Annotated in this window: 17 protein-coding genes, 1 pseudogene and 1 CRISPR repeat array (1 of these 19 running past the window's edge); of the genes and pseudogenes, 5 read left to right on the top strand and 13 right to left on the bottom strand. The window is 46.1% G+C overall.

Going from position 1 to position 19,109, the window contains the following annotated elements; all coding sequences use genetic code 11:
- The 4 genes and pseudogenes from QUA00_RS24235 to QUA00_RS24220 all read right to left on the bottom strand — a co-directional run.
- Positions 1–1,987 (bottom strand): annotated as a pseudogene (locus QUA00_RS24235) (hypothetical protein); the annotation flags it as partial.
- Positions 1,988–2,322: 335 nt separating this feature from the next.
- A complete protein-coding gene (locus QUA00_RS24230; protein WP_333411382.1) occupies positions 2,323–3,498 on the bottom strand; it encodes an ATP-grasp domain-containing protein in 1,176 nt (391 codons plus the stop codon).
- A 23-nt stretch (positions 3,499–3,521) separates the two neighbouring features.
- Entirely contained in the window at positions 3,522–4,583 is a 1,062-nt protein-coding gene (locus QUA00_RS24225; protein ID WP_333411381.1) for a DMT family transporter, read from the bottom strand.
- A gap of 227 nt (positions 4,584–4,810) precedes the next feature.
- On the bottom strand, positions 4,811–5,311 hold the full coding sequence (locus QUA00_RS24220) for a thioesterase family protein (protein ID WP_333287075.1): 501 nt from the start codon (positions 5,309–5,311) through the stop codon (positions 4,811–4,813).
- A 141-nt stretch (positions 5,312–5,452) separates the two neighbouring features.
- Between QUA00_RS24220 and QUA00_RS24215 the strand changes: the two genes are divergently transcribed.
- On the top strand, positions 5,453–6,304 hold the full coding sequence (locus tag QUA00_RS24215) for a universal stress protein (protein WP_333144098.1): 852 nt from the start codon (positions 5,453–5,455) through the stop codon (positions 6,302–6,304).
- Positions 6,305–6,424: 120 nt separating this feature from the next.
- Here the strand turns inward: QUA00_RS24215 and psbM are convergent, their stop codons facing one another.
- The 8 genes from psbM to QUA00_RS24175 all read right to left on the bottom strand — a co-directional run bounded on the left by psbM (position 6,425) and on the right by QUA00_RS24175 (position 11,888).
- Positions 6,425–6,538 (bottom strand): photosystem II reaction center protein PsbM, encoded by a 114-nt coding sequence (psbM, locus tag QUA00_RS24210; protein ID WP_015177760.1) that lies wholly within the window; start codon positions 6,536–6,538, stop codon positions 6,425–6,427.
- A 296-nt stretch (positions 6,539–6,834) separates the two neighbouring features.
- Positions 6,835–7,131: a 2Fe-2S iron-sulfur cluster-binding protein gene (locus tag QUA00_RS24205; RefSeq protein WP_333411379.1), complete on the bottom strand. Its 297-nt coding sequence runs from the start codon at positions 7,129–7,131 to the stop codon at positions 6,835–6,837.
- Between the two features lie 118 nt (positions 7,132–7,249).
- Complete coding sequence (locus QUA00_RS24200) at positions 7,250–9,097, bottom strand: TolC family protein (protein ID WP_333411377.1); 1,848 nt, start codon at positions 9,095–9,097, stop codon at positions 7,250–7,252.
- 142 nt (positions 9,098–9,239) lie between these two features.
- Positions 9,240–10,694: a DUF512 domain-containing protein gene (locus QUA00_RS24195; protein ID WP_333411376.1), complete on the bottom strand. Its 1,455-nt coding sequence runs from the start codon at positions 10,692–10,694 to the stop codon at positions 9,240–9,242.
- Between the two features lie 158 nt (positions 10,695–10,852).
- Complete coding sequence (locus QUA00_RS24190) at positions 10,853–11,179, bottom strand: hypothetical protein (RefSeq protein ID WP_333411375.1); 327 nt, start codon at positions 11,177–11,179, stop codon at positions 10,853–10,855.
- A gap of 16 nt (positions 11,180–11,195) precedes the next feature.
- Positions 11,196–11,366 carry a hypothetical protein gene (locus tag QUA00_RS24185; protein WP_333411373.1) on the bottom strand — a complete coding sequence of 57 codons (171 nt, stop codon included), beginning with the start codon at positions 11,364–11,366 and terminating at the stop codon, positions 11,196–11,198.
- Between the two features lie 51 nt (positions 11,367–11,417).
- Positions 11,418–11,549 (bottom strand): hypothetical protein, encoded by a 132-nt coding sequence (locus QUA00_RS24180; protein WP_333411372.1) that lies wholly within the window; start codon positions 11,547–11,549, stop codon positions 11,418–11,420.
- Positions 11,550–11,555: 6 nt separating this feature from the next.
- The gene (locus tag QUA00_RS24175; RefSeq protein WP_333411370.1) at positions 11,556–11,888 is read right to left on the bottom strand and encodes a DUF433 domain-containing protein; all 333 of its coding nucleotides are present in this window, start codon (positions 11,886–11,888) and stop codon (positions 11,556–11,558) included.
- Positions 11,889–12,028: 140 nt separating this feature from the next.
- Between QUA00_RS24175 and QUA00_RS24170 the strand changes: the two genes are divergently transcribed.
- Both QUA00_RS24170 and QUA00_RS24165 read left to right on the top strand, forming a co-directional pair.
- Positions 12,029–13,657, top strand: a complete 1,629-nt coding sequence (locus QUA00_RS24170) for a tetratricopeptide repeat protein (RefSeq protein ID WP_333411368.1) — start codon at positions 12,029–12,031, stop codon at positions 13,655–13,657.
- Positions 13,658–13,858: 201 nt separating this feature from the next.
- On the top strand, positions 13,859–15,469 hold the full coding sequence (locus QUA00_RS24165) for a tetratricopeptide repeat protein (RefSeq protein ID WP_333411366.1): 1,611 nt from the start codon (positions 13,859–13,861) through the stop codon (positions 15,467–15,469).
- Positions 15,470–15,664: 195 nt separating this feature from the next.
- Here QUA00_RS24165 and QUA00_RS24160 read toward each other — a convergent pair whose 3' ends face one another.
- The gene (locus QUA00_RS24160) at positions 15,665–16,567 is read right to left on the bottom strand and encodes an undecaprenyl-diphosphate phosphatase (protein ID WP_333411365.1); all 903 of its coding nucleotides are present in this window, start codon (positions 16,565–16,567) and stop codon (positions 15,665–15,667) included.
- Between the two features lie 319 nt (positions 16,568–16,886).
- Here QUA00_RS24160 and QUA00_RS24155 point away from each other — a divergent pair, with 319 nt between their 5' ends.
- On the top strand, positions 16,887–17,498 hold the full coding sequence (locus QUA00_RS24155) for a thylakoid membrane photosystem I accumulation factor (RefSeq protein ID WP_333411364.1): 612 nt from the start codon (positions 16,887–16,889) through the stop codon (positions 17,496–17,498).
- Between the two features lie 106 nt (positions 17,499–17,604).
- A complete protein-coding gene (locus QUA00_RS24150; RefSeq protein ID WP_333411362.1) occupies positions 17,605–18,534 on the top strand; it encodes a trypsin-like serine protease in 930 nt (309 codons plus the stop codon).
- Between the two features lie 239 nt (positions 18,535–18,773).
- Positions 18,774–19,109: a CRISPR direct-repeat array (repeat unit 37 nt; unit sequence GTTTCAATCCCTGATAGGGTTTTAGGCATTTTGCGGC) (it continues 8,498 nt past the right edge of the window).

Here is a 19,109-nt window from a genome sequence, read left to right as displayed (position 1 = left end):
GATTCTGATTGGCTGTCTCGATTTGACTTTGGAATTCCGATATTTGAGAAGTTAGCTGAGATTCCAATTCAGAGCGACTTTGACGCACACTCTCTAACTCATGTTCTAACTCGGAGATGTGAGATTGAAGTTGATTTTGATTCTGATTGGCTGTCTCGATTTGACTTTGGAATTCCGATATTTGAGAAGTTAGCTGAGATTCCAATTCAGAGCGAGTTTGATGCACACTTTCTAACTGGTGTTCTAACTCCGAGATTTGAGATTGAAGTTGATTTTGATTCTGATTGGCTGTCTCGGCTTGACTTTGAATTTCCGAGAGTTGAGAAGAAAGTTGCGATCGTTCGGTGTTAGCAGTTTCTAGCTGAACTTCTAATTCAGAGCGAGTTTGACGCAGGCTATTTAGCTGATTTTCTAAGTCCGATACTTGAGATTGAAGTTGAGTTTGATTCTGATTAACCGTCTCGATTTGACTTTGGGATTCCGAGAGTTGAGAAGTGAGTTGAGATTCCAATTCAGAGCGACTTTGACGCACACTTTCTAACTGGTGTTCTAACTCGGAGATTTGAGATTGAAGTTGAGTTTGATTCTGGTGGGCTGTCTCGATTTGACTTTGGGATTCCGAGATTTGAGAAGTGAGTTGAGATTCCAATTCAGAGCGACTTTGACGCGCACTTTCTAACTGTTGCTCTAACTCGGAGATTTGAGATTGAAGTTGAGTTTGATTCTGGTTGGCTGTCTCGGTTTGACTTTGCAATTGGGAGAGTTGAGAATAAAGTTGCGAGCGTTCTGTGTTAGCAGTTTCTAGCTGAACTTCTAATTCAGAGCGAGTTTGACGCACACTTTCTAACTGGTGTTCTAACTCCGAGATTTGAGATTGAAGTTGAGTTGGGATCTGGTTGGCTGTCTCGATTTGACTTTGCAATTGGGACAGTTGAGAATAAAGGTGCGATCGTTCTGTGTTAGCAGTTTCTAATTCAGCTTGCAGTTCTGATAACTGAGACTGGAGTTGCGAGCTATCTCCCTCCTTGCGCTGTATCTGAGACTCCAATTCTGACAACTCAGACAGCAGTCTTTGTCGCTCTAGAACAACCATTTCGGATTGAAGTTGTAGTTCATGAACTTGAGAGTTTAACTGCATTTTCTCCAGATTAGCCGCTTCTAACTCTCTTTGCAGTTCTAATAATTCAAATGGAGGTTGCTTTGCTTGTTGGCGAGCGGTTTGCAATTGAGAGTTGAGTATTTCGCGTTCTTGCTCTGCACTCTCCAATTGAGCTTGTATATCTGACAATTCCGAAGTAAATTGCGATCGCTCTGCTTCGACTAATTGCAGTTGAGCTTGCAAACCCGACAGTTGAGACTGAAGTTGCTGCCGCTCTTCAATGGAGCGATCGAACTTAATTTGAATTTCCGACAACTGGTACTGTACCTGCAATCTGCTTTGAGTAGCCGTTTCCAACTGACTCTCAAATTCCGACAGCAAAGCGTGAAATTGAGAACGTTCTGCATCAACCGCCTCTAACTGTGCTTGCATTTCCAGCAATTGAGCGTTAAGCTGCGATCGCTCCCGATCCGCAACTTCTAACTGATCTTTAAGTTCGGCCACTTCTGCTAACTGCGACTCAGCTTGTTGAGCATTTTCTAGCTGAAACTGCAAATCAGCAATCAGAGAATCAATCTGCGATCGATCCTGGGCAATTCCTGCCAAAAATTCTTCCATTTCCGACACTTGATTATTTAACACTTCTTGCTCGCGAGTCACAGTTTCCAACCGACTTTGCAACTGAGACAATTCTGAATTTAGCTGATTTTCATTCTGCACCTTTTGCCGCAATTCCGAAGTTCTGGCATCCAACTGAGCAGCCAAATTCGATATAGCCTCCTGCGAACCCTGCATCCGCACCAAATTGCGTGAATTTCGCTTATTCAAAATTAGCCAGCAGACTAATGCCCCGCCTCCAAATCCTATTAATAAAAGTAATGCTTGCATTTGTTTTATCTAATTAATATCAATTGAGTTATTTTGAGGCAGACCCAAAAATGGACATCTACCAATCGCTATCTTATATCGTTTCCGGTTGCATCGGAATAATAAAATCGAGTCAACAGTTAACACTCAAGCATTCAGTTTTACGACTGCGAGTCAACTGTCAACTGTCAACTGTCAACTGTCAACTGTCAACAATCATGAGGAGTGCCACCGGAATTGATATTACTCAAAACTATCACAACTTGCCAGCCTGTGTTCACTTGGATCGAGAATTTATATTTCTTTACAAATCCGTTTTGGTTACAGGTAAGGTGCAGCGCACCCTGCAAGTCCGATTAATGAAGCAAATCCCCAATATGAGGAATAATTTCGATATGCTGAGTCAACAAATAATCCAACCTATCCGCCAGTAAACTAAAAATTAAATCGTTATAACTCATCCCGTATTCCGCCAAACCTAAAGCTACCAAACTCGTCACATTTTCCCCTGGATGTTTCAGATCCGGTTTCGGATTTGCTTCCAAAACATAAAGCGAGCCATCAGCATCACTTCGGACATCGATCCGCACCAAACTGTTCAAACTAAACTCCCAATAAATTTTTCGAGCTAACTCAATTAACTTTTGTTTTAGTTCTGGTTCCTCACCGCCCATCAACCGTCCTCTATCTGCCGTAATCGCCTTTTGATCCATAGAAGTAAAGATACGTTCGTCAGGCTCCAACACGCGCTCTATCGTGGAAAAAGCAAAAGGCTTTGTATTTTTAGAGAAACCGCCTTTAGCATATTTAACATAGCCACAAACCGCAACACAAAATTCTCGTCCCGGCAAATACTTTTCAATTAAAGCAGTATTGTGAGTGGAGCGGTGAACTTCCGAAACCGCCTGAGACAAACCCTCAATTTTGTCTACAAAATGAACGTGCAGCGAAGCGCGACCGGATACTGGTTTAACAACAAACGGCCCTTGATAGTCACCAAAAGCGATGGCAAAACGCTGATGCAAATTAGGGTGCAATATTCCTTGAGAAGGATGCCAAGTCATAAACGGAGCGGTTTTAATTCCGACTGATTGCAGTTCCCGTTTAAAAGCGTGTTTGTTATCTAAAATTGAACTATTTAGAGGATTGTGACCGACATAAGGCATTCCCAACATTTCCAACAATGCGGGAGTGTGACAAACAGGATTGTAGCCCTGGACTCCGCCAGTATTCAGCCACACTAAATGAATGTTTTTTTGTTTGAGTTGTTCCGGCAATTTCATGTCATCAGGCATGACAAAGACTTGCTGAAAGCCAATTTCTGCTAAGGCTTTAGCAATCTCGCGGGCGACTACTTCGTAACTTTTCCAAGAGCGGGGATTGTGAGTTTTGTAAATCACTGAGCCGGGGCGATCGCAGTCGCCGCCGAACACCACAGCTATCCGCAATTTAGCAAACAGCACCTCCAAATATTGAGGCAGCAAACTAAAGTCGTAATGCCAGCTATTGAGGCTGATTGATGTTGGAGTCATTTAAGTATTTTTTCCTTTTGGTTTCATTTTTTAGCCACCGAACCGCTAGATTTTCCCAAATATATTCCCGCTAAAACCACAGAAAAAGCAAACCAATTAAACAAGCTCAAACTTTCCGAAAACAGCACCCAAGCCATAATCGCCGTAATTACGGGTTCTAGCAGCAGGAAAAAAGCTACAAATTCCGACGACAAACTACCGAGACTGTGGATAAGCAGTCCCTGACCGAAAGCTTGGCAAATCACGGCCAAAGCAATTACAGTCAGCCATCCCTGCCAAGAATAAGGGAAAACTCGATCGCCCGCAAGCAGAACCAGTGGCAAAAACAATATACTGCCAATAAAACAGCGCCACATCAATATAGTTGTTGCCGGAAACTTGGTTCGCAAATGTTCGGAAATTAGCAGATTTCCTGCATAAAACATCGCCGATAAAAGAGCAGCAAAGTCGCCGGCAAGATTGTCTCCCGCAGTTTGCAAATCGTCGATTCCGATCGCAATTGCGCCGGACAAAGCCACCGCCAGTCCCACCAAAAACCTGTTGTCAAAGCGTCGCCCCAACAGCAGCCATCCCCCCAAAGTAGTAAATAAAGGAGTTAAGTTTCGCAGTACAGTAGAATTAGCGACATTAGTCTGACTCAGTGACCAGGCCCAGAAACCCACAGAAGCAGAAGAAACCACGCCTACGGCTATTAACAGCATCACATCCTGCAGAGTGTAGTTCGATCGCTCTTCAACTTGGGCCCCAGACATTCGGCGACGGATAGCACCCGCACCATTCCACACTCCAAATACTACAGTTGCTATCCACAAACGGTTAAAAACAGTAGCATTCGGGCTGATTTCCCGTTCGCTCAACCTAATAAAAATCGCCGCCAGCGACACCGCTAGCAGGGCCGCCGACAGCGATGCGATCGCCCAAATTTTGGCTTTACTGTCAGCTAATTCACCGTTTTTTAAACTTTCTGGCTTTCCCGAAACAAGAGTTTTGTCTTCAGTTGTTAAGTCAGAGTTTAACTCGGTTTTTTCCAAATAATTGCGCTGAAGTTCAATATTTGGCTCTGGCAATTCCAGTTTTTTTGACATTATTAAAATTTCCAATGAAGGCAAAACAGAGAAAGCAGAAGGTATAATTTATAATTATACTAATTATCAAAACTCATGCAACAGTATCTGTAGGGTGCGTCGCCATCAAAAATATTAAATAATATCCACAATCTTTGAGCGACGCACCTTACAAACAGTCTTTCAGTAAACAAACCCACACTCATCATTGTTGCAAGACGAGGCGAGAATTGATAGTTAACAGCAGCTTAGGTTGAAGGTTTAACAGAAAGCCTTGTCAAAGCCTCCTTTAGCGCCGGTGGCAATTGCCGGATAATCTTGTTCTTGTCGCGATCGACACCAACCAAAGTTACCTGTGCTGTCACATATAACTCCTGAGTATCAGCCGATCGAATTTCGTAATCCCAAAGCAGCCGGACACCCTCGCTAGCAGCCATCCGCGTTCTGACTGCCACAGATTGACCCATTTGTACAGCCCGGTGGTAGCGCAGCGAAAGTTCCACCACGGGCAATTCCAAACCCTGCGCCACCCAGTCTGCATACTCGATGCCAAGAGAGCGCAAACTTTCCACCCTAGCTTCCTCCATCCAAGCCAGATAAGTCCCGTGCCAAACCACACCGCTGTAGTCAGTATGATGAGGGTACACTCGCACCAAATATTCAAACCAGCCCTCAGAGTCTATCCCGCGCCGATTTTGAATAGCACCAGCCGGTGCGAGTTCTGGTTGAGTTCGATCGTTCTCTAACACTTTACAAATCGTTCCAAAACGCTACATTTCTACAAATCATAAGACAAACTTCAGGCTTATGCTTGACAGTAAGCAACTAGAGAACCAACGCCCTAGTTTAACGTCGCACAAGAAAACTCAACTGTTTTTACCGCCAAAACCATGATAGAAAAAATTTTAGTAGCCGTAGCCGGTCGCGGCTTGTGCGAAGAGATGTTTAATATGTTGATGGACATCCCTTCCTTGCAACAAACCTCTGTCACCGTCTTGCACGTCGTGCCGCCCCAAGTAACCTCCGATGGCATGGCCGAGAAATTGGAAGAAGGAGGCAAGATTTTAGCACAAGCAGTCCAGTCTTTGAAAATAGATCCCAGCAAAGTCAACCCCCGGCTCAAACAGGGAGACCCGAAAACCACAGTTTGCCAAGTCGCAGAAGAAGAACAATCCGACTTAGTAATTATGGGTTCCCGGGGACTCGGACGGCTGCAATCGATTTTGGAAAACTCAGTCAGCCAGTACGTTTTCCAGCTAACATCCCGACCGATGTTGTTAGTAAAAGACGACATCTACGTCAAAAAAATCAAGCGAGTCATGGTGGCGGTAGACAAATCAGAATCTGCCAAACAGTCATTGCAGCTTGCGCTATCTTTGGTCAAAGAAGTCAGTGGCGGAGAGATAATTTTAGTACACGTCACCAAAGATTTGACGGGAAAAGCCAGCGAAGATTTAACAGCAAGTGCTGAAAAAGACCCCGTATTGGCCCCAGCAGTAGCACTAACCAAACAAATGGGAGTTAGCTACCGCTGCGTGAGTGCTACAGGCAAGCCAGGGGAAGAAATTTGTCGGATTGCAGACGACTTGAATGCCGACTTGTTGGTAATCGGTTCCCCGGATCGGCGACCCAACGTTGCCAAAAACTTTGTGGATATCGATCGACTCCTAGGAAATTCGCTATCAGACTACGTGCGAGTTTATGCCAACTGTCCCGTCTTGCTAGCCCGCACAGTCGGCTAGAATCTCATCATTAAGAGTTAGCAGCTAACACTCAACATTTAACAAAAAAAGCGCCTCAGCAAAAAGCTGTTGGCGCTTTTTTTTGCAAGCAGCAAAGCCAGAGAGAAATAGCAGCAGTTGCTAATCTTTTCTACCTTGACGGCTAGCTGTTTGAATGTACAGAATGATTAGAAAAACACTGGGAACCAATACAAAAAGAATGGTTGCCACAAACCCTAAATCGTTAACTTCCATGAAGACGCTCGCCTCTATCGGAAAATAGAAAAACACACACAACTAGGATATCACTCAAAGGCAAAAGGCAAACTCGAAGACAGAAGAAGAGCTGAGGGATAAGCGTCGAAACCCGCTTTCTGCCTGGATGCCTCGTTGCCCAATCTCTTATTTTTCCTAGAAACCAAGTTTCTTTTCCTAAGCGAGCAAAAGGCTTAATTATACAGTGAAATAGGAAAAAAAAACAAAATTATTGCATTCTGCATTTTTCTTTCCTTCTGCATCTCTAGGATCTCTAGCCTTCTGCCTTCTGAAACTCACGGTTTAGTCTTCACGCTCACCTGGCCATTGACCATAGCTTGACAAGCCAACCGATAGTTTTCGGGCTTTTTCTTGAGCTTGCGGTTCTCAAAGTCAGTGCGGGGCGACAGATTTTCACTGCCCTCGACAATTTCCACAATGCAGGTGCCGCATTGACCAATGCCCCCGCAATTCATGAGCTTTCCCGAAAACCTGTACAAATCGATGCGGTTTTCTAGAGCTTTGAGCCTCAAATTGGCCCCGTCTGCTGCGATGACTTCCTGATTTTCCTTCACAAACTTGATATTGGCCATTGCCGATTCCTTAACGCAGTTGACATCGAACTCTATTACAAAATATTAACTAATGTGTCGGACGTTTAATACAGGATGTCCAATTGATCGGGTAATTAAAGCTCGCCCCAACCGAATCTCACGGAGCATCCGAGAGGTTATTAGTCGGAAGATTGCTCACAAAGCGCTGGAGAGACGAAAGCCCCAGGTTGTAGGTGATAATTGCCGACAATCGGCTTCTCTCAGCCCTAGTCAAATCAGTTTCCGCCTGAATCACATCCGTCTGAGTACCCACACCAGCTTGAAACCGCAGTCTCGCCAGACGCAGAGCTTCCCTTGACTGCAAAACCCCCGCCTCAGAAGTTTCGATATTCTCAAAACTCGATTCTAAGCCAAAATAAGCTTGTTCTACTTCCCGGCGAACCTGGTTGCGGAGTTGGTCGAATCGACTTTCGGCGATCGCAATATCAGCATCCCGCTGTCTCACCCTCGCGTTCGCCGCGCCCCCATCGAAAATACTCCAAGTCAGACTCGCCCGGATCGAATACCCGTCGGCCCACCCACGAGTCTCAAACGGGTTGGGGTCGTCAGGGTCTTGTCCCAGCACGTTGTAACTACCCCCAACACTCAGTTGAGGCAAACGCCCCGCCTGAATCGATCGCCTCTGCTGCTTGCTGATATCTCTCTGCACCAACTGCTGTTCCAACTCTGGGCGATTCTTAAAAGCCTGCACGATACTCTCTTCCAAAGACAGCCTCCAAGAGCCCGCTTGTTCTACCGGATCTGCCGCTGTCAAGTTCGCCGACTGGCTGATATTCAAAATCTCAGCCAGACGCCGCTGGGCAACTCGCTGATCGCGACGGGCCACTGACAGTTGTTGCACCTCGTTAGCCAAATTTGCCTGAGCCTGCAACACAGCAAACCGGGTTCCCACCCCTGCCCGTTCCAGGGCTTCGGCATCCCGCAAACTTTGCTGGGCATTTCTGACCGAAGCTTGGCGGATGGCAACTTGTCCGTCCGCGTTTTGCAAGTTGTAGTAAGCCTCAGCAGTGTCGAAGCGGAGTTCCTCGGCTTGGCGTTCCACATCCAGTTCCCGAAGGCGCAACTGTTCCTCTGCCGCGCGGATGTTAGCCCGCCGCCTTCCGAACAAATCCACGTCATAGCTCAACTGCAAAGTGCTGTTGAGACTGTTGCTGCCGAAATTTGTGCCGGCTTGGGGGGCGGGCTGCCCGGTTCCGTTAGCCCGAGAGTTGAGGCGGCGCTGCGTAGCCCGGATTCCGAGTTCTCCGCCGGCACTCACAGAACGGCTGGCGTCCATTTGAAAATTCAGGTCTGGATAAAGAGCAGCTTGCTGTTCGCGCAAAGCGGATCTGCTTTGTTCCACTTGCTGTCCGGCGATTTGCAAAACTTGGCTGTTGCGGCGGGCGAGGTCGATCGCCTGCTGCAAGGTAATTGGCTCAGTTTGCTCGATCCTGACATCCTCCGGGTTTGTCGGAAACAGCAGCGGGTTCGGGTTGGGTTCCAGGGAAGCCGGAGGCTTGGTGTCTAAAATGCCCCTCGGAGGGAGAGGGGGGAAACTTTCGTTCGGAGTGCCCCGGAGAATTGGTACCGGGGAACTCGGCACAGGAACATTGTTGGGAGGGTTTGGGGAAGGCTGCTGAGTCTGTGTCGGTTCCAACCCTCTTAGAGGCGTTGAACCGGCCTGAGACAGAGTTGATGGGGAAGCCGGAGCAGCCTGTTGAGGCTTTGATGCTTGCTCCGGCCCGGCAGGGGGGTTAAGGGCGATCGACTCTTCGGCCTGTGATGCTGATTCTGCCACTTTGTTCGAGGCCGATCGAACATGCTGCCCTAATTCGACGAGCTGATTGCTAGGGGCCAAGCTGTCCTGAGACTGAGCCGGAGGCTGTGCTGAAGCACTCTGTGCGGCGTTGCCCAAAGTAATTGCAGCGCCCACTCCGACTCCGATGATTTGACGAAAAACACGCATAATTTTTTAATTACTCTGCAATCCTAAGAGACAATTTTAGAGCAAGATTGAGGTCTCAAGTTTCTAGTCTGTAGCCTGAACTCGACGGTTACAAGTCACAATTACCATACTCATCTTAACTTTTGAATGTTCGATTCAAAATTTAGAATTTAACTTCAGCAGTTGCCAGACCGATCGCCGCCGAGATTAGTTCCTCTACTCCGCTCACCGGCAAAATCCGGGTTTTTAGGGAGCTGGCGAGCTGTTCGAGGGTCATGTCGTCGAGAAAACGCGGTTCCCCCTGTTTTAGCATCACCGAGGGCAGCAGGATACCATCTCCCAAGTCTCGCCCCTGCAAAGCTTCGAGCAAATCTTGCCCGGTGAGCAAACCCGTGACAGTGATACTTTGTCCCCAGTAGTGGCTGCACAGTGCTGCCATGTTGACGGACAAGCCGGGAATTTGGTTTAGTTGTTGTACGATCGGCTCAAAAGCTTTTTCGACAGCATTCCCCACCACCCAAACTAACTTGCGCGGGGGCTCGACGGGCATCGGTTGCAGCTTCTCAAAAGCCGTTTCAAACTGCTGGATAAACTGGCGGATAGAACCCACACCGTTACCAATTTGCGGATAATCTTCGTAATCAGCAGCCGACGGCAAATCTAAACCCGCTATTAAAAACCACTCGTCAGCCAGCCAAATACAGCGCGATTTTGACTTTCCTAACAAGCCATTTAAATCTTCTCCCCCCCTTGCTAAGGGGGGGTTGGGGGGGGTAGATTTTGAATTCTTCCTTTTCGGCTTTCCGCCGCATTTTCCTTTACTCAAAAGCACTTGAATTTTCTGCACTTGCTCGATTACTTCTCGCGCTTTTTCCGCAGTTACTGCGATCAGTTCATCTTCGGCAGGACGAAAGCGAGTTAAACCCACCGGCACTACAGCCACGGATGCTACAGCGTGAATACTTCCAGTATGAAACTTTGCCAAATCTAACAAAGTGCGTTCTAAATGTTCGCCATCATTAATACCGGGACAAACAACTACTTGAGCGTGAATTTGCAAGCGGCGTTCTTGAAACCATTTGATTTGTTCGAGAATCTTCCCCGCGCGGAGATTTTTTAACAACCGAATTCGCACTTCCGGTTCCGTAGCGTGAACGGAAACATAGAGAGGAGAAAGTCGCATTTGTTCAATTCTGTCCCACTCTTTTTGACTCAGATTTGTGAGAGTGAGATAGCTACCGTAAAGGAAGCTGAGGCGGTAGTCATCATCTTTTAGATACAAAGTTTCGCGCTTTCCCGGAGGCTGTTGGTCAATGAAGCAAAAAGGGCAGCGATTGTTGCACTGAATTAGTCCATCAAATAGGGCGGTTTCAAATTCCACTCCCAAGTCTTCGTCATACTCTTTTTCTATTTCTAATTTGTGACTTTTGCCTTTACTGTCTAATACTTCTAATTCTAGAAATTCATCCGCGCACAGGAATTGATAGTCAATTAAGTCGCGGGGTTTTTGACCGTTGACGGCGACGATTGAGTCTCCGGGTTCAAATCCCATTTCGGCGCAGATGCTGTCGGGGATAACTTTGGTGATTAGGGCGGGCCGGATTGATAAGTCGCTCATGGTTATTAGTTATTTGTTATTTGTTATTTGTTAGCGGAGAATGTTTACAGTTTAACTTGTCTAGACTGGCCACAGCGATCGCCCGATCGCTGTGGCCAGTCTAGGCGAGTGAATTGTCTTTAACAGAATTGACTTGTCGGGTTGCTAAATATACAGCATTATATTTTTTCCATAAACAGTCCTGCAATCCGCACCTCAAAAGTTATTCCAGGTAGCTGAGGCTGCCATCCAAGTTGCACTGCTTGCCGTATCCATTGTGCTGCATCACAGGGTGTTACTGGTCTCACTTCGTTAGTACGCCAACATTGAGGATGAGGTCGATCGGTGATGATAACTAACACCGAACCCGGTTTTTGGGCGTGTTCGATCGCAACATGAAGATTTCCGCAGTATTCTTGCGTATAAGTAGCTTGTCTTCGGATTAGCCAGATGAAAGGCTCCCCATCAACAATTATTTTTCTTGTTCCTTTTTTCGGTATTGACATAGTTTGCTTAAACTCGTTAGCGTAAAGGTAAAAATCGCACTTTTCCTTCCCATTCTCCTTCCCGACTGCACTCAGCTATTACCAAAATTTCCTCGATCGCCAAACCTACAGAAACACGGCGGCTGACTTCAAATAACCCTGGCATCGCAAGAACTGCTTGCATTCGTTCGTAGGCAAAGTTTGTCATAGTTGCTACATAGTGAGTTAGTACCACGCGCCCTTGCAGTGCTGCCCATTCTCAGACAGTTGGGTCGTCTGCTTCGATCAAGCCCATATCTTGAACGCGGACAATATCAACGTCGGGATTCCGCCGCAGAATACCTCGGACAATCTGATTGTTAAAGTTCTCGTCTGCCAAAAATCGCAGCATATAATACTACCCTTTTTGGTCGCTTCTTGCTAATAGGCGATCGCGTATTCCAACTGGGTTAAAACGCCTTTCTGCTTCCTGCTGAACTTCTGCGGCAAGACGTTGACGTTCCATCAGATAAGCGTCAACTTCGGATTGGTGTCGCAAGTAGTAGCCGATCGCAAAATAAATATCGGAAAGTTGAAGAGACGGGTACTGTTGCCGGATTTCTTCTGCTGTGCCTCCTTCAAGAAAAGCTGTAATGACTGTATCTAGGGTAATTCGGGTTTGGCTAACGCGGATAACACCGTTTGCATCAGCCACAAGCGGAATTGGTTCAGCCGTAGGAACAAATAGCATTTTAAGATTGATGGCAGTGTTAGTTTTCTCTCTTGAGCATAGCAGTGTCCTAGGCTCGATCGCCTTTAGAATCAGGGTTAGTTTTGGCTTGTGAATTTAGCTGAGCTGTGACAGGATATATCAAAAATGTGGATATATTTATGAAATTCAAAATTTTGACTGGATGCGTGACAGGGTTAGTTGTTTCTATTACCACAAGTCTACTTTTTTGTCAACCCAGCCGTGCGGGAAATGAGAGCTTTTTTAACAGTGGTACTCTCAAATATATTAGCACTGGGATTCTGAATGCAGAACCCGTGGTGTGCGCTGCTGTTAATCAAGATGATACTTGTACGAATAGGACTTTGCTATTCACTCTGGAGCAGGGGAGTGATGCTGACGCTACCTTCAAAAAACTGCCAAAAGTTGACTTAACAGTTGTAGAGTTTACCAACAGTCAAAAGTACAGCGTTGCTAACATTGCCAACTCAGATTTGGCGGCACGGGAAAAAGCTGAAGATTTTTTTACTCAGGGTGAGCAAAAATATAAAAAAGGAGATTATCAAGGCGCTATAGCCGCTTACACTCAAGCAATTGCGCTTAATCCTAATTATGCAGAAGCCTACAACGGCAGGGGAAATGCCCGCTATAGTTTAGGAGACAATAAGGGTGCTGTAGCCGATTTCAACGAAGCTTTGCGAATTAATCCTAACTATGTAGAAGCCTACACCAGCCGGGGGAATGCCCGCGATGACTCAGGAGACAGCCAGGGCGCTATAGCCGATTACAACGCAGCTTTACGAATTAATCCCAACGATGCCTCTGCCTACTACAACCGGGGAGTTACCCGCTCTCGTTTGGGAGACAACAAGGCTGCTGTAGCCGATTACACCGAAGCTTTGCGAATTAATCCTAACTATGCCGATGCATACAACAACCGGGGACTTGACCGCTATAAATTAGGAGACAAGCAGGGTGCTGTAGCCGATTTCAACGAAGCTTTGCGAATTAATCCTAACTTACCCCAAGCCTACGGCAACCGGGGAATCGCCCGCTCTGAGTTAGGAGACAACCAGGGTGCTGTAGCGGATTTCAACGAAGTTTTACGAATTAATCCTAACGATGCTTTTGCTTACTACCAGCGGGGGAGTATCCGTTCTGTTTCAGGAGACAACCAGGGTGCTGTAGCGGATTTTAACGAAGCTTTACGAATTAATCCTAACTTATTCCAAGCCTACGGCAACCGGGGACTGGCCCGCTCTGAGTTAGGAGACAAGCAAGGTGCGATCCTCGATTTCAACGAAGTTTTACGAATTAATCCTAACGATGCCCTTGCTTACTACCACCGGGGGATTATCCGTTATGTTTCAGGAGACAATCAGGGTGCTGTAGCCGATTTTAACGAAGCTGTGCGAATCAATCCTAACTCTGCCGAAGCATACACGAGCCGGGGGAATGCTCGCGATGATTTAGGAGACCGTCAGGGTGCACTTGCCGATTACCATCGAGCTTTGCAAATTAATCCTAACTTTGCCAGTGCCTACTTAAACCGGGGCATTACCCGCTTTCGTTTAGGAGACACGCCAGGTGCTGTAGCCGATTACAATGCAGCTTTGCGAATCGATCCTAACTTAGCCGGCGCCTACTTGAGCCGGGGAATTGCCCGCGCTGAGGGGGGAGACAAGCCCGGGGCGAGGCAAGACTTTCAGAAAGCAGCAGACTTATTTCAGCAGCAAGGTAATAAAGATAACTATCAAAAAGCCATTAACAATTTGAGAAAACTTCAATAAACTGCAACAACTCCCCAAAGGTCGATCGCACTACTAAGCGCTATAGCCTGTTTAACACCTGTAAAATCCTTTGTCCTTCCATCTTAGGGAACTTTGTACGAATAAAATAGCTTTGAACTTCCTGCCAGTCGATCGCTTGCAATTAGTGTAGAAAGGCGAGTATGTTTAATTTCAAAGCTATTTTATTCCCAGGTAAAATCAATGATTTTTTTTAACAAACTTCCGCTCTCGTTAATTGGTGCAGTTGCCATAATTGCGATCGCACAACCAACCCCAGTTTTGGCTATATCTGCTCAGGTTCAGAGTGCGTTTGTGCTGACACAGACGAAAGCTGAGGAGTTCTTTATTCTGGGTGAGGCAAAGTATAAAAAAGGAGATTATCAAGGTGCTGTAGCCGCTTACACTCAAGCACTTGCCCTCAATCCTAATTATGCCGAAGCCTACAACAGTCGGGGTCTTTCTCGCTATTATTTAGGAGACAATCAGGGTGCGATCGCCGATTACACCGAAGCTTTACGAATTAATCCTAACTTAGCCTTTGCCTACAACAACCGGGGCATTTATCGCAATGACTCAGGAGATACCAAGGCTGCAATCGCCGATTTCAACACCGCTTTACGAATTAATCCTAATTATGCCAATGCCTACAACAACCGAGGAGTGGCCCGCTATCGTTTAGGAGACAACCAAGGTGCGATCGCCGATTACACCGAAGCTTTGCGGATTAATCCTAACTTGCGCGATGCCTACCACAACCGGGGAAATCTCCGCTTGAAGTCAGGAGATTATCAAAGTGCGATCGCAGATTACAGCGAAGTATTGCGAATTAATCCTAACTTTATCTTTGCCTACGTTGGTCGTGGAAATGCCCGCTCTGAATTAGGAGACAAAAAGGGTGCGCTCGCCGATTTCACCGAAGCTTTGCGAATCGATCCTAACGATGCGTCTATCTACTATAACCGGGGAAATACCCGCAATGATTTAGGAGACAATCAGGGTGCGCTCACCGATTTCACCGAAGCTTTGCGAATCGATCCTAACCATGCCCAAGCCTACTACAACCGGGGAATTGTCCGCTCTGAATTAGGAGACAAGCAGGGTGCTGTAGCTGATTACAACGAAGCTTTGCGAATTAATCCTAACCAGGCCCAAGCCTACAACAATCGGGGAAATATCCTCCGCAGTTTAGGAAGCAACCAGGATGCGATCGCCGATTTCAACGAAGCTTTACGAATTAATCCTAACTTGTTCCAAGCCTACTACAACCGGGGACTTACCCGCCGCAGTTTAGGAGAAAAACAGGGTGCACTCGCCGATTACAACGAAACTTTGCGAATTAATCCTAATTATGGCGATGCCTACAAAAGCCGGGGAAATCTCCGCTCTGAATTGGGAGAAAAACAGGGTGCACTCGCCGATTTCACCGAAGCTTTGCGAATTAATCCTAACTATGGCGCAGCCTACGTCAACCGGGGAGTGGCCTACTATGATTTGGGAGATTACCAGCGTGCTATAACCGATTACAGCGAAGCTTTACGAATTAATCCTAACGATGGTCTAGCCTACCACAATCGGGGAGTAGCGCGGGTTAGGTTAGGAGAATTTCAGAGTGCGATCGGCGATTACACCGCAGCTTTGCGAATTAATCCTAATGATGGTCTAGTCTACCACAACCGGGGAGTGGCCCGCCGCGATTCAGGAGACAAGCCTGGGGCGATTCAAGACTTTCAGAACGCAGCAGATTTATTTCAGCAGCAAGGAGATAAAGATAGCTATGAAAGAGTTATTAACCTTCTGAGGAAACTTCAATAAGCTGCAAAAACTCCCCAAGGGTCGATCGCACTACTAATCGCTAAAAAATAGAATACCCCGATCCCCGACTTTTTTAAGAAGTCGGGGATCTAATTAAAGATTATCGGAATCAGACAATTTAATTTTTTTTTTCGTTATTATTTATACCGAGTTCAGAGCGACATAAGTCGCTCCTACTGCAATCAAATTTCTATTTTAAATATTTTTAACAGCCCCACCTGCGATCGCCGTTAAAATCGCCACACCAAAAGCCAGCCGATACCACACAAACACCCAGGTATTTTGAGTTTGCAGGAACTTGAGCAGCCACGCGATCGACAAATAAGAAAACACAAATGCCGAAATCGTTCCCACTATCAAAGCTGCAAATCCAGCATCGCTGATTCCTTCTCCCAAAGCACCCTTCAATTCCACTAATCCAGCCAGAGTAATTGCCGGAATTCCCAATAAAAAAGAAAACCGCGCGGCCGCGGGTCTTTCTAATCCTATAAACAATCCTGCTGTTAGGGTAGAACCCGATCGCGAACACCCCGGAATCAAGGCTATTGCTTGAGCTAATCCCATAAAAATGCCGTCTGAGACAGTTAACTTTTCATAAGTGCGATGGCGCTTGCCAGTTTTTTCTGCTATTGCTAACAGTAGCGACATGACGATCGAAGCAATGGCGATGCTGGCCAAACTTCTCAGCGGGGAGTTGTCAAAATCTGGAACCAATGCCTTGATTAGCAGCCCAAAAAAGAGTATAGGTATTGTTCCCAAAACAATTCCCAGCGCTATTTGAAACTCTTGCGATTTGTAGTCGCGCCGCACCACTGCATCTACAGCACCCAAAGTTATAGTTGTCAAGTCTTTCCAGAAATACCAAAGCACTGCCACAATACTGCCCAACTGAATTACAGCAGTATAAGCAACCCCCGGATCGCCCCATCCAAGGGCGATCGGCACTACCTTCAAATGAGCGCTGCTGCTGATGGGCAAAAACTCGGTTAGTCCTTGTACAATTCCTAAAACAATGGCCTGCAACAGATTGATTTGAGTGGGCCCGGAAACATCAGCAGCGGGCGTTTGGGCCAGGAGTGCGTCAAGCAAAGCTATCATTAGTTGTGAATTCCCAGTTGTCAGTTTTTAGTTATCAATTGGATTTAAGATTTTGCACCTTTTTGAGAAGCTAGAAGTCCATCCCACACATAAATTTTATTGTGGCGCGGACACTTCCAGCCCGCCCCTGAAAGGCCGATCGCATATAGTGCTCTTCGGTCAGTAGAATTGCCTTGTCGATCGCCACTATCAGCAATTTATGATCGTCGAGCCGAAACTACTTTAACCTACTCAACAACATTTGCCTACATTTTGCTGATAAACTTAGGAAAGTTTTTGCATCTGATTTCGGTTTCCTTACAGCAACTGCCCACCACCTATGATATTTCCTGAGAACAAAAATTCAATTGTTACTGCTGCTTCTGGCATCCGCTGGCTGAGGCGGATCTTGTCAGCCAGTATTTTAACAGTGGCGATCGCACTTAGCTTAATACTGCTAAGCGGCATCCCACCAGCCTTGGCCACTCTCACCGACGATCGCTATGACGGTACAATCTTTGCCCTCTACGCCGGCAACGGTTCCCTAGTTCCTCCTAAAGTCAAACTCACAGATTCTTTCAAACGCAATAAACCGGTATTGTTAGTGTTTTACACTGACGACAGCAGCGACTCCAAGCAATACGCGATCGTCGTCTCTCAACTCCAGGAATTTTACGGCCGCGAAGCCGATTTTATGCCTATAACAATTGACTCTTTGCCTCCGCAACCGTCACCCAAAATCACCGAACCAAGCCATTATTACGAAGGTTTCGTACCTCAAACTGTCATCCTCGACCAATCGGGAAAAGTAGTTTTTAATGAGAAAGGACAAATACCCTTTGAACAGGTAGATGATGCTTTTCGGAAAGTATTTGACTTGCTGCCCAGAGAAAAATCAATCCCGCTCAAACGCCGTGTCGTGAACGAACTCAATGTTGAATTATCGAAGTAAAATGTTGCAATAAGTAAGCTAATTTCACCAAACGAAATACTCCAGAGACCAGACTTATTTAACAAGTCTGGTCTAGATTAGCTATCAAACCCATTAAGTATCACAAATGAAGTCGGAAATCAAAATATTATTAATCGCGGTTGTGACTGTATTTTTAATTTTAGAAACTGCCGAAGTTGGGCGATCGATAATTAGCGCTTTTCCTGACAGCAGTTCCCGCAAACCTTTAGCTTTAAATCAATATACAGGCGTTGCCTATCTCGATTCTGCTTCCTGTACTGGTTCGCTGCTAACGGGAGGGTTGTACGTTCTCACGGCGGCCCACTGTCTGAATGAAGGCGGAGTTAAGGTTCCCGCTGAAACGGCAATTAAAGCAATTTTTAAATTGCCTAGGGGTGAAGTTACCATCCCCGTTAGCAAATATTATATCCATCCGGGCTGGACTGGTTACGAATCACAAGTTGGCAACGATATTGCTATTTTGAAGCTGAAAAAAGCCGCGCCGCGAAGAATCGAACAGTACGAGATAAATAGAAAGAAAAATGAAGTAGGCAAAGTATTGATAAAAGTTGGGTACGGATATACCGGTTTAGGTGCAAAGGGACAAGATGAAAATTCTAATGCTGAGGCCAAAAGATATAGCGGACAGAATCGCTATGATGCTTTAATTGATGTTTTGAAAGATGCTACAGAATCAGATATGTCGGAATTGGTTTTGGGAAGTCAATTAATCTTTGATTTTGACGCGGGAACTAGCGAACAGGATGCTTTGGGAAGGCATTTTCCGAGGTTGCGCGATCGGGGTTTGGGGAAAAATGAGATAGCTACGGCTAGCGGAGATTCCGGCGGGCCTTCGTTTGTTGACGGGAAGATTGCGGGGATTAGTTCTTGGGGTTATAGCGATCGAGGATTTTTCAAAACAAACATTGCCGATATTGATAAAATTGACGATAATGGCAGTTTTGGGGAAATTTCCGGCGACACGCGGGTATCATTTTATGCAAGTTGGATCGATCGGGTGACAAAAAATCCCTGATAGGGTTTAGGTTAATTGCGGCTGAGTTTTGAAGATATTAAGAAGAATAGGCATCAAAATCAAAGAAAGCGGGTTTTTTGCCGTTTGTGCGGACTCGGAAGTATGCTAGCAAAAAAACCCGCTTTCTGAGTGCGATCGTTGATCTTCCCATCCCGCTTCTGTTTCAAGCCCTAGATGGGGTTTTAGGCATTTTCCGGCGATTGGTTCCCATTGCATCCTTAATCAAAAAGATATCGAGTGTTTCAATCCCTGATAGGGTTTTAGGCATTTTGCGACCCGGAGCGCGTAAAGCTGATCAAACACAGTTATAAAGTTTCAATCCCTGATAGGGTTTTAGGCATTTTGCGGCCGGTTGTAAGCTGTGTAAGCAAGGGTTAGGCGAGTTTCAATCCCTGATAGGGTTTTAGGCATTTTGCGGCTCATTTCTGCTGCAATCATTTTGGCGTACCTCAATATTATGTGTTTCAATCCCTGATAGGGTTTTAGGCATTTTGCGGCGGTTTGGTGTAGGAGGAGAAATAACATCTACTTTAGGGTTTCAATCCCTGATAGGGTTTTAGGCATTTTGCGGCTTT

The sequence above is a fragment of the Microcoleus sp. T2B6 genome (assembly GCF_036700475.1).
Taxonomy (GTDB): Bacteria; Cyanobacteriota; Cyanobacteriia; order Cyanobacteriales; family Microcoleaceae; genus Microcoleus.
This window is presented reverse-complemented; position numbering and strand designations above follow the sequence as displayed.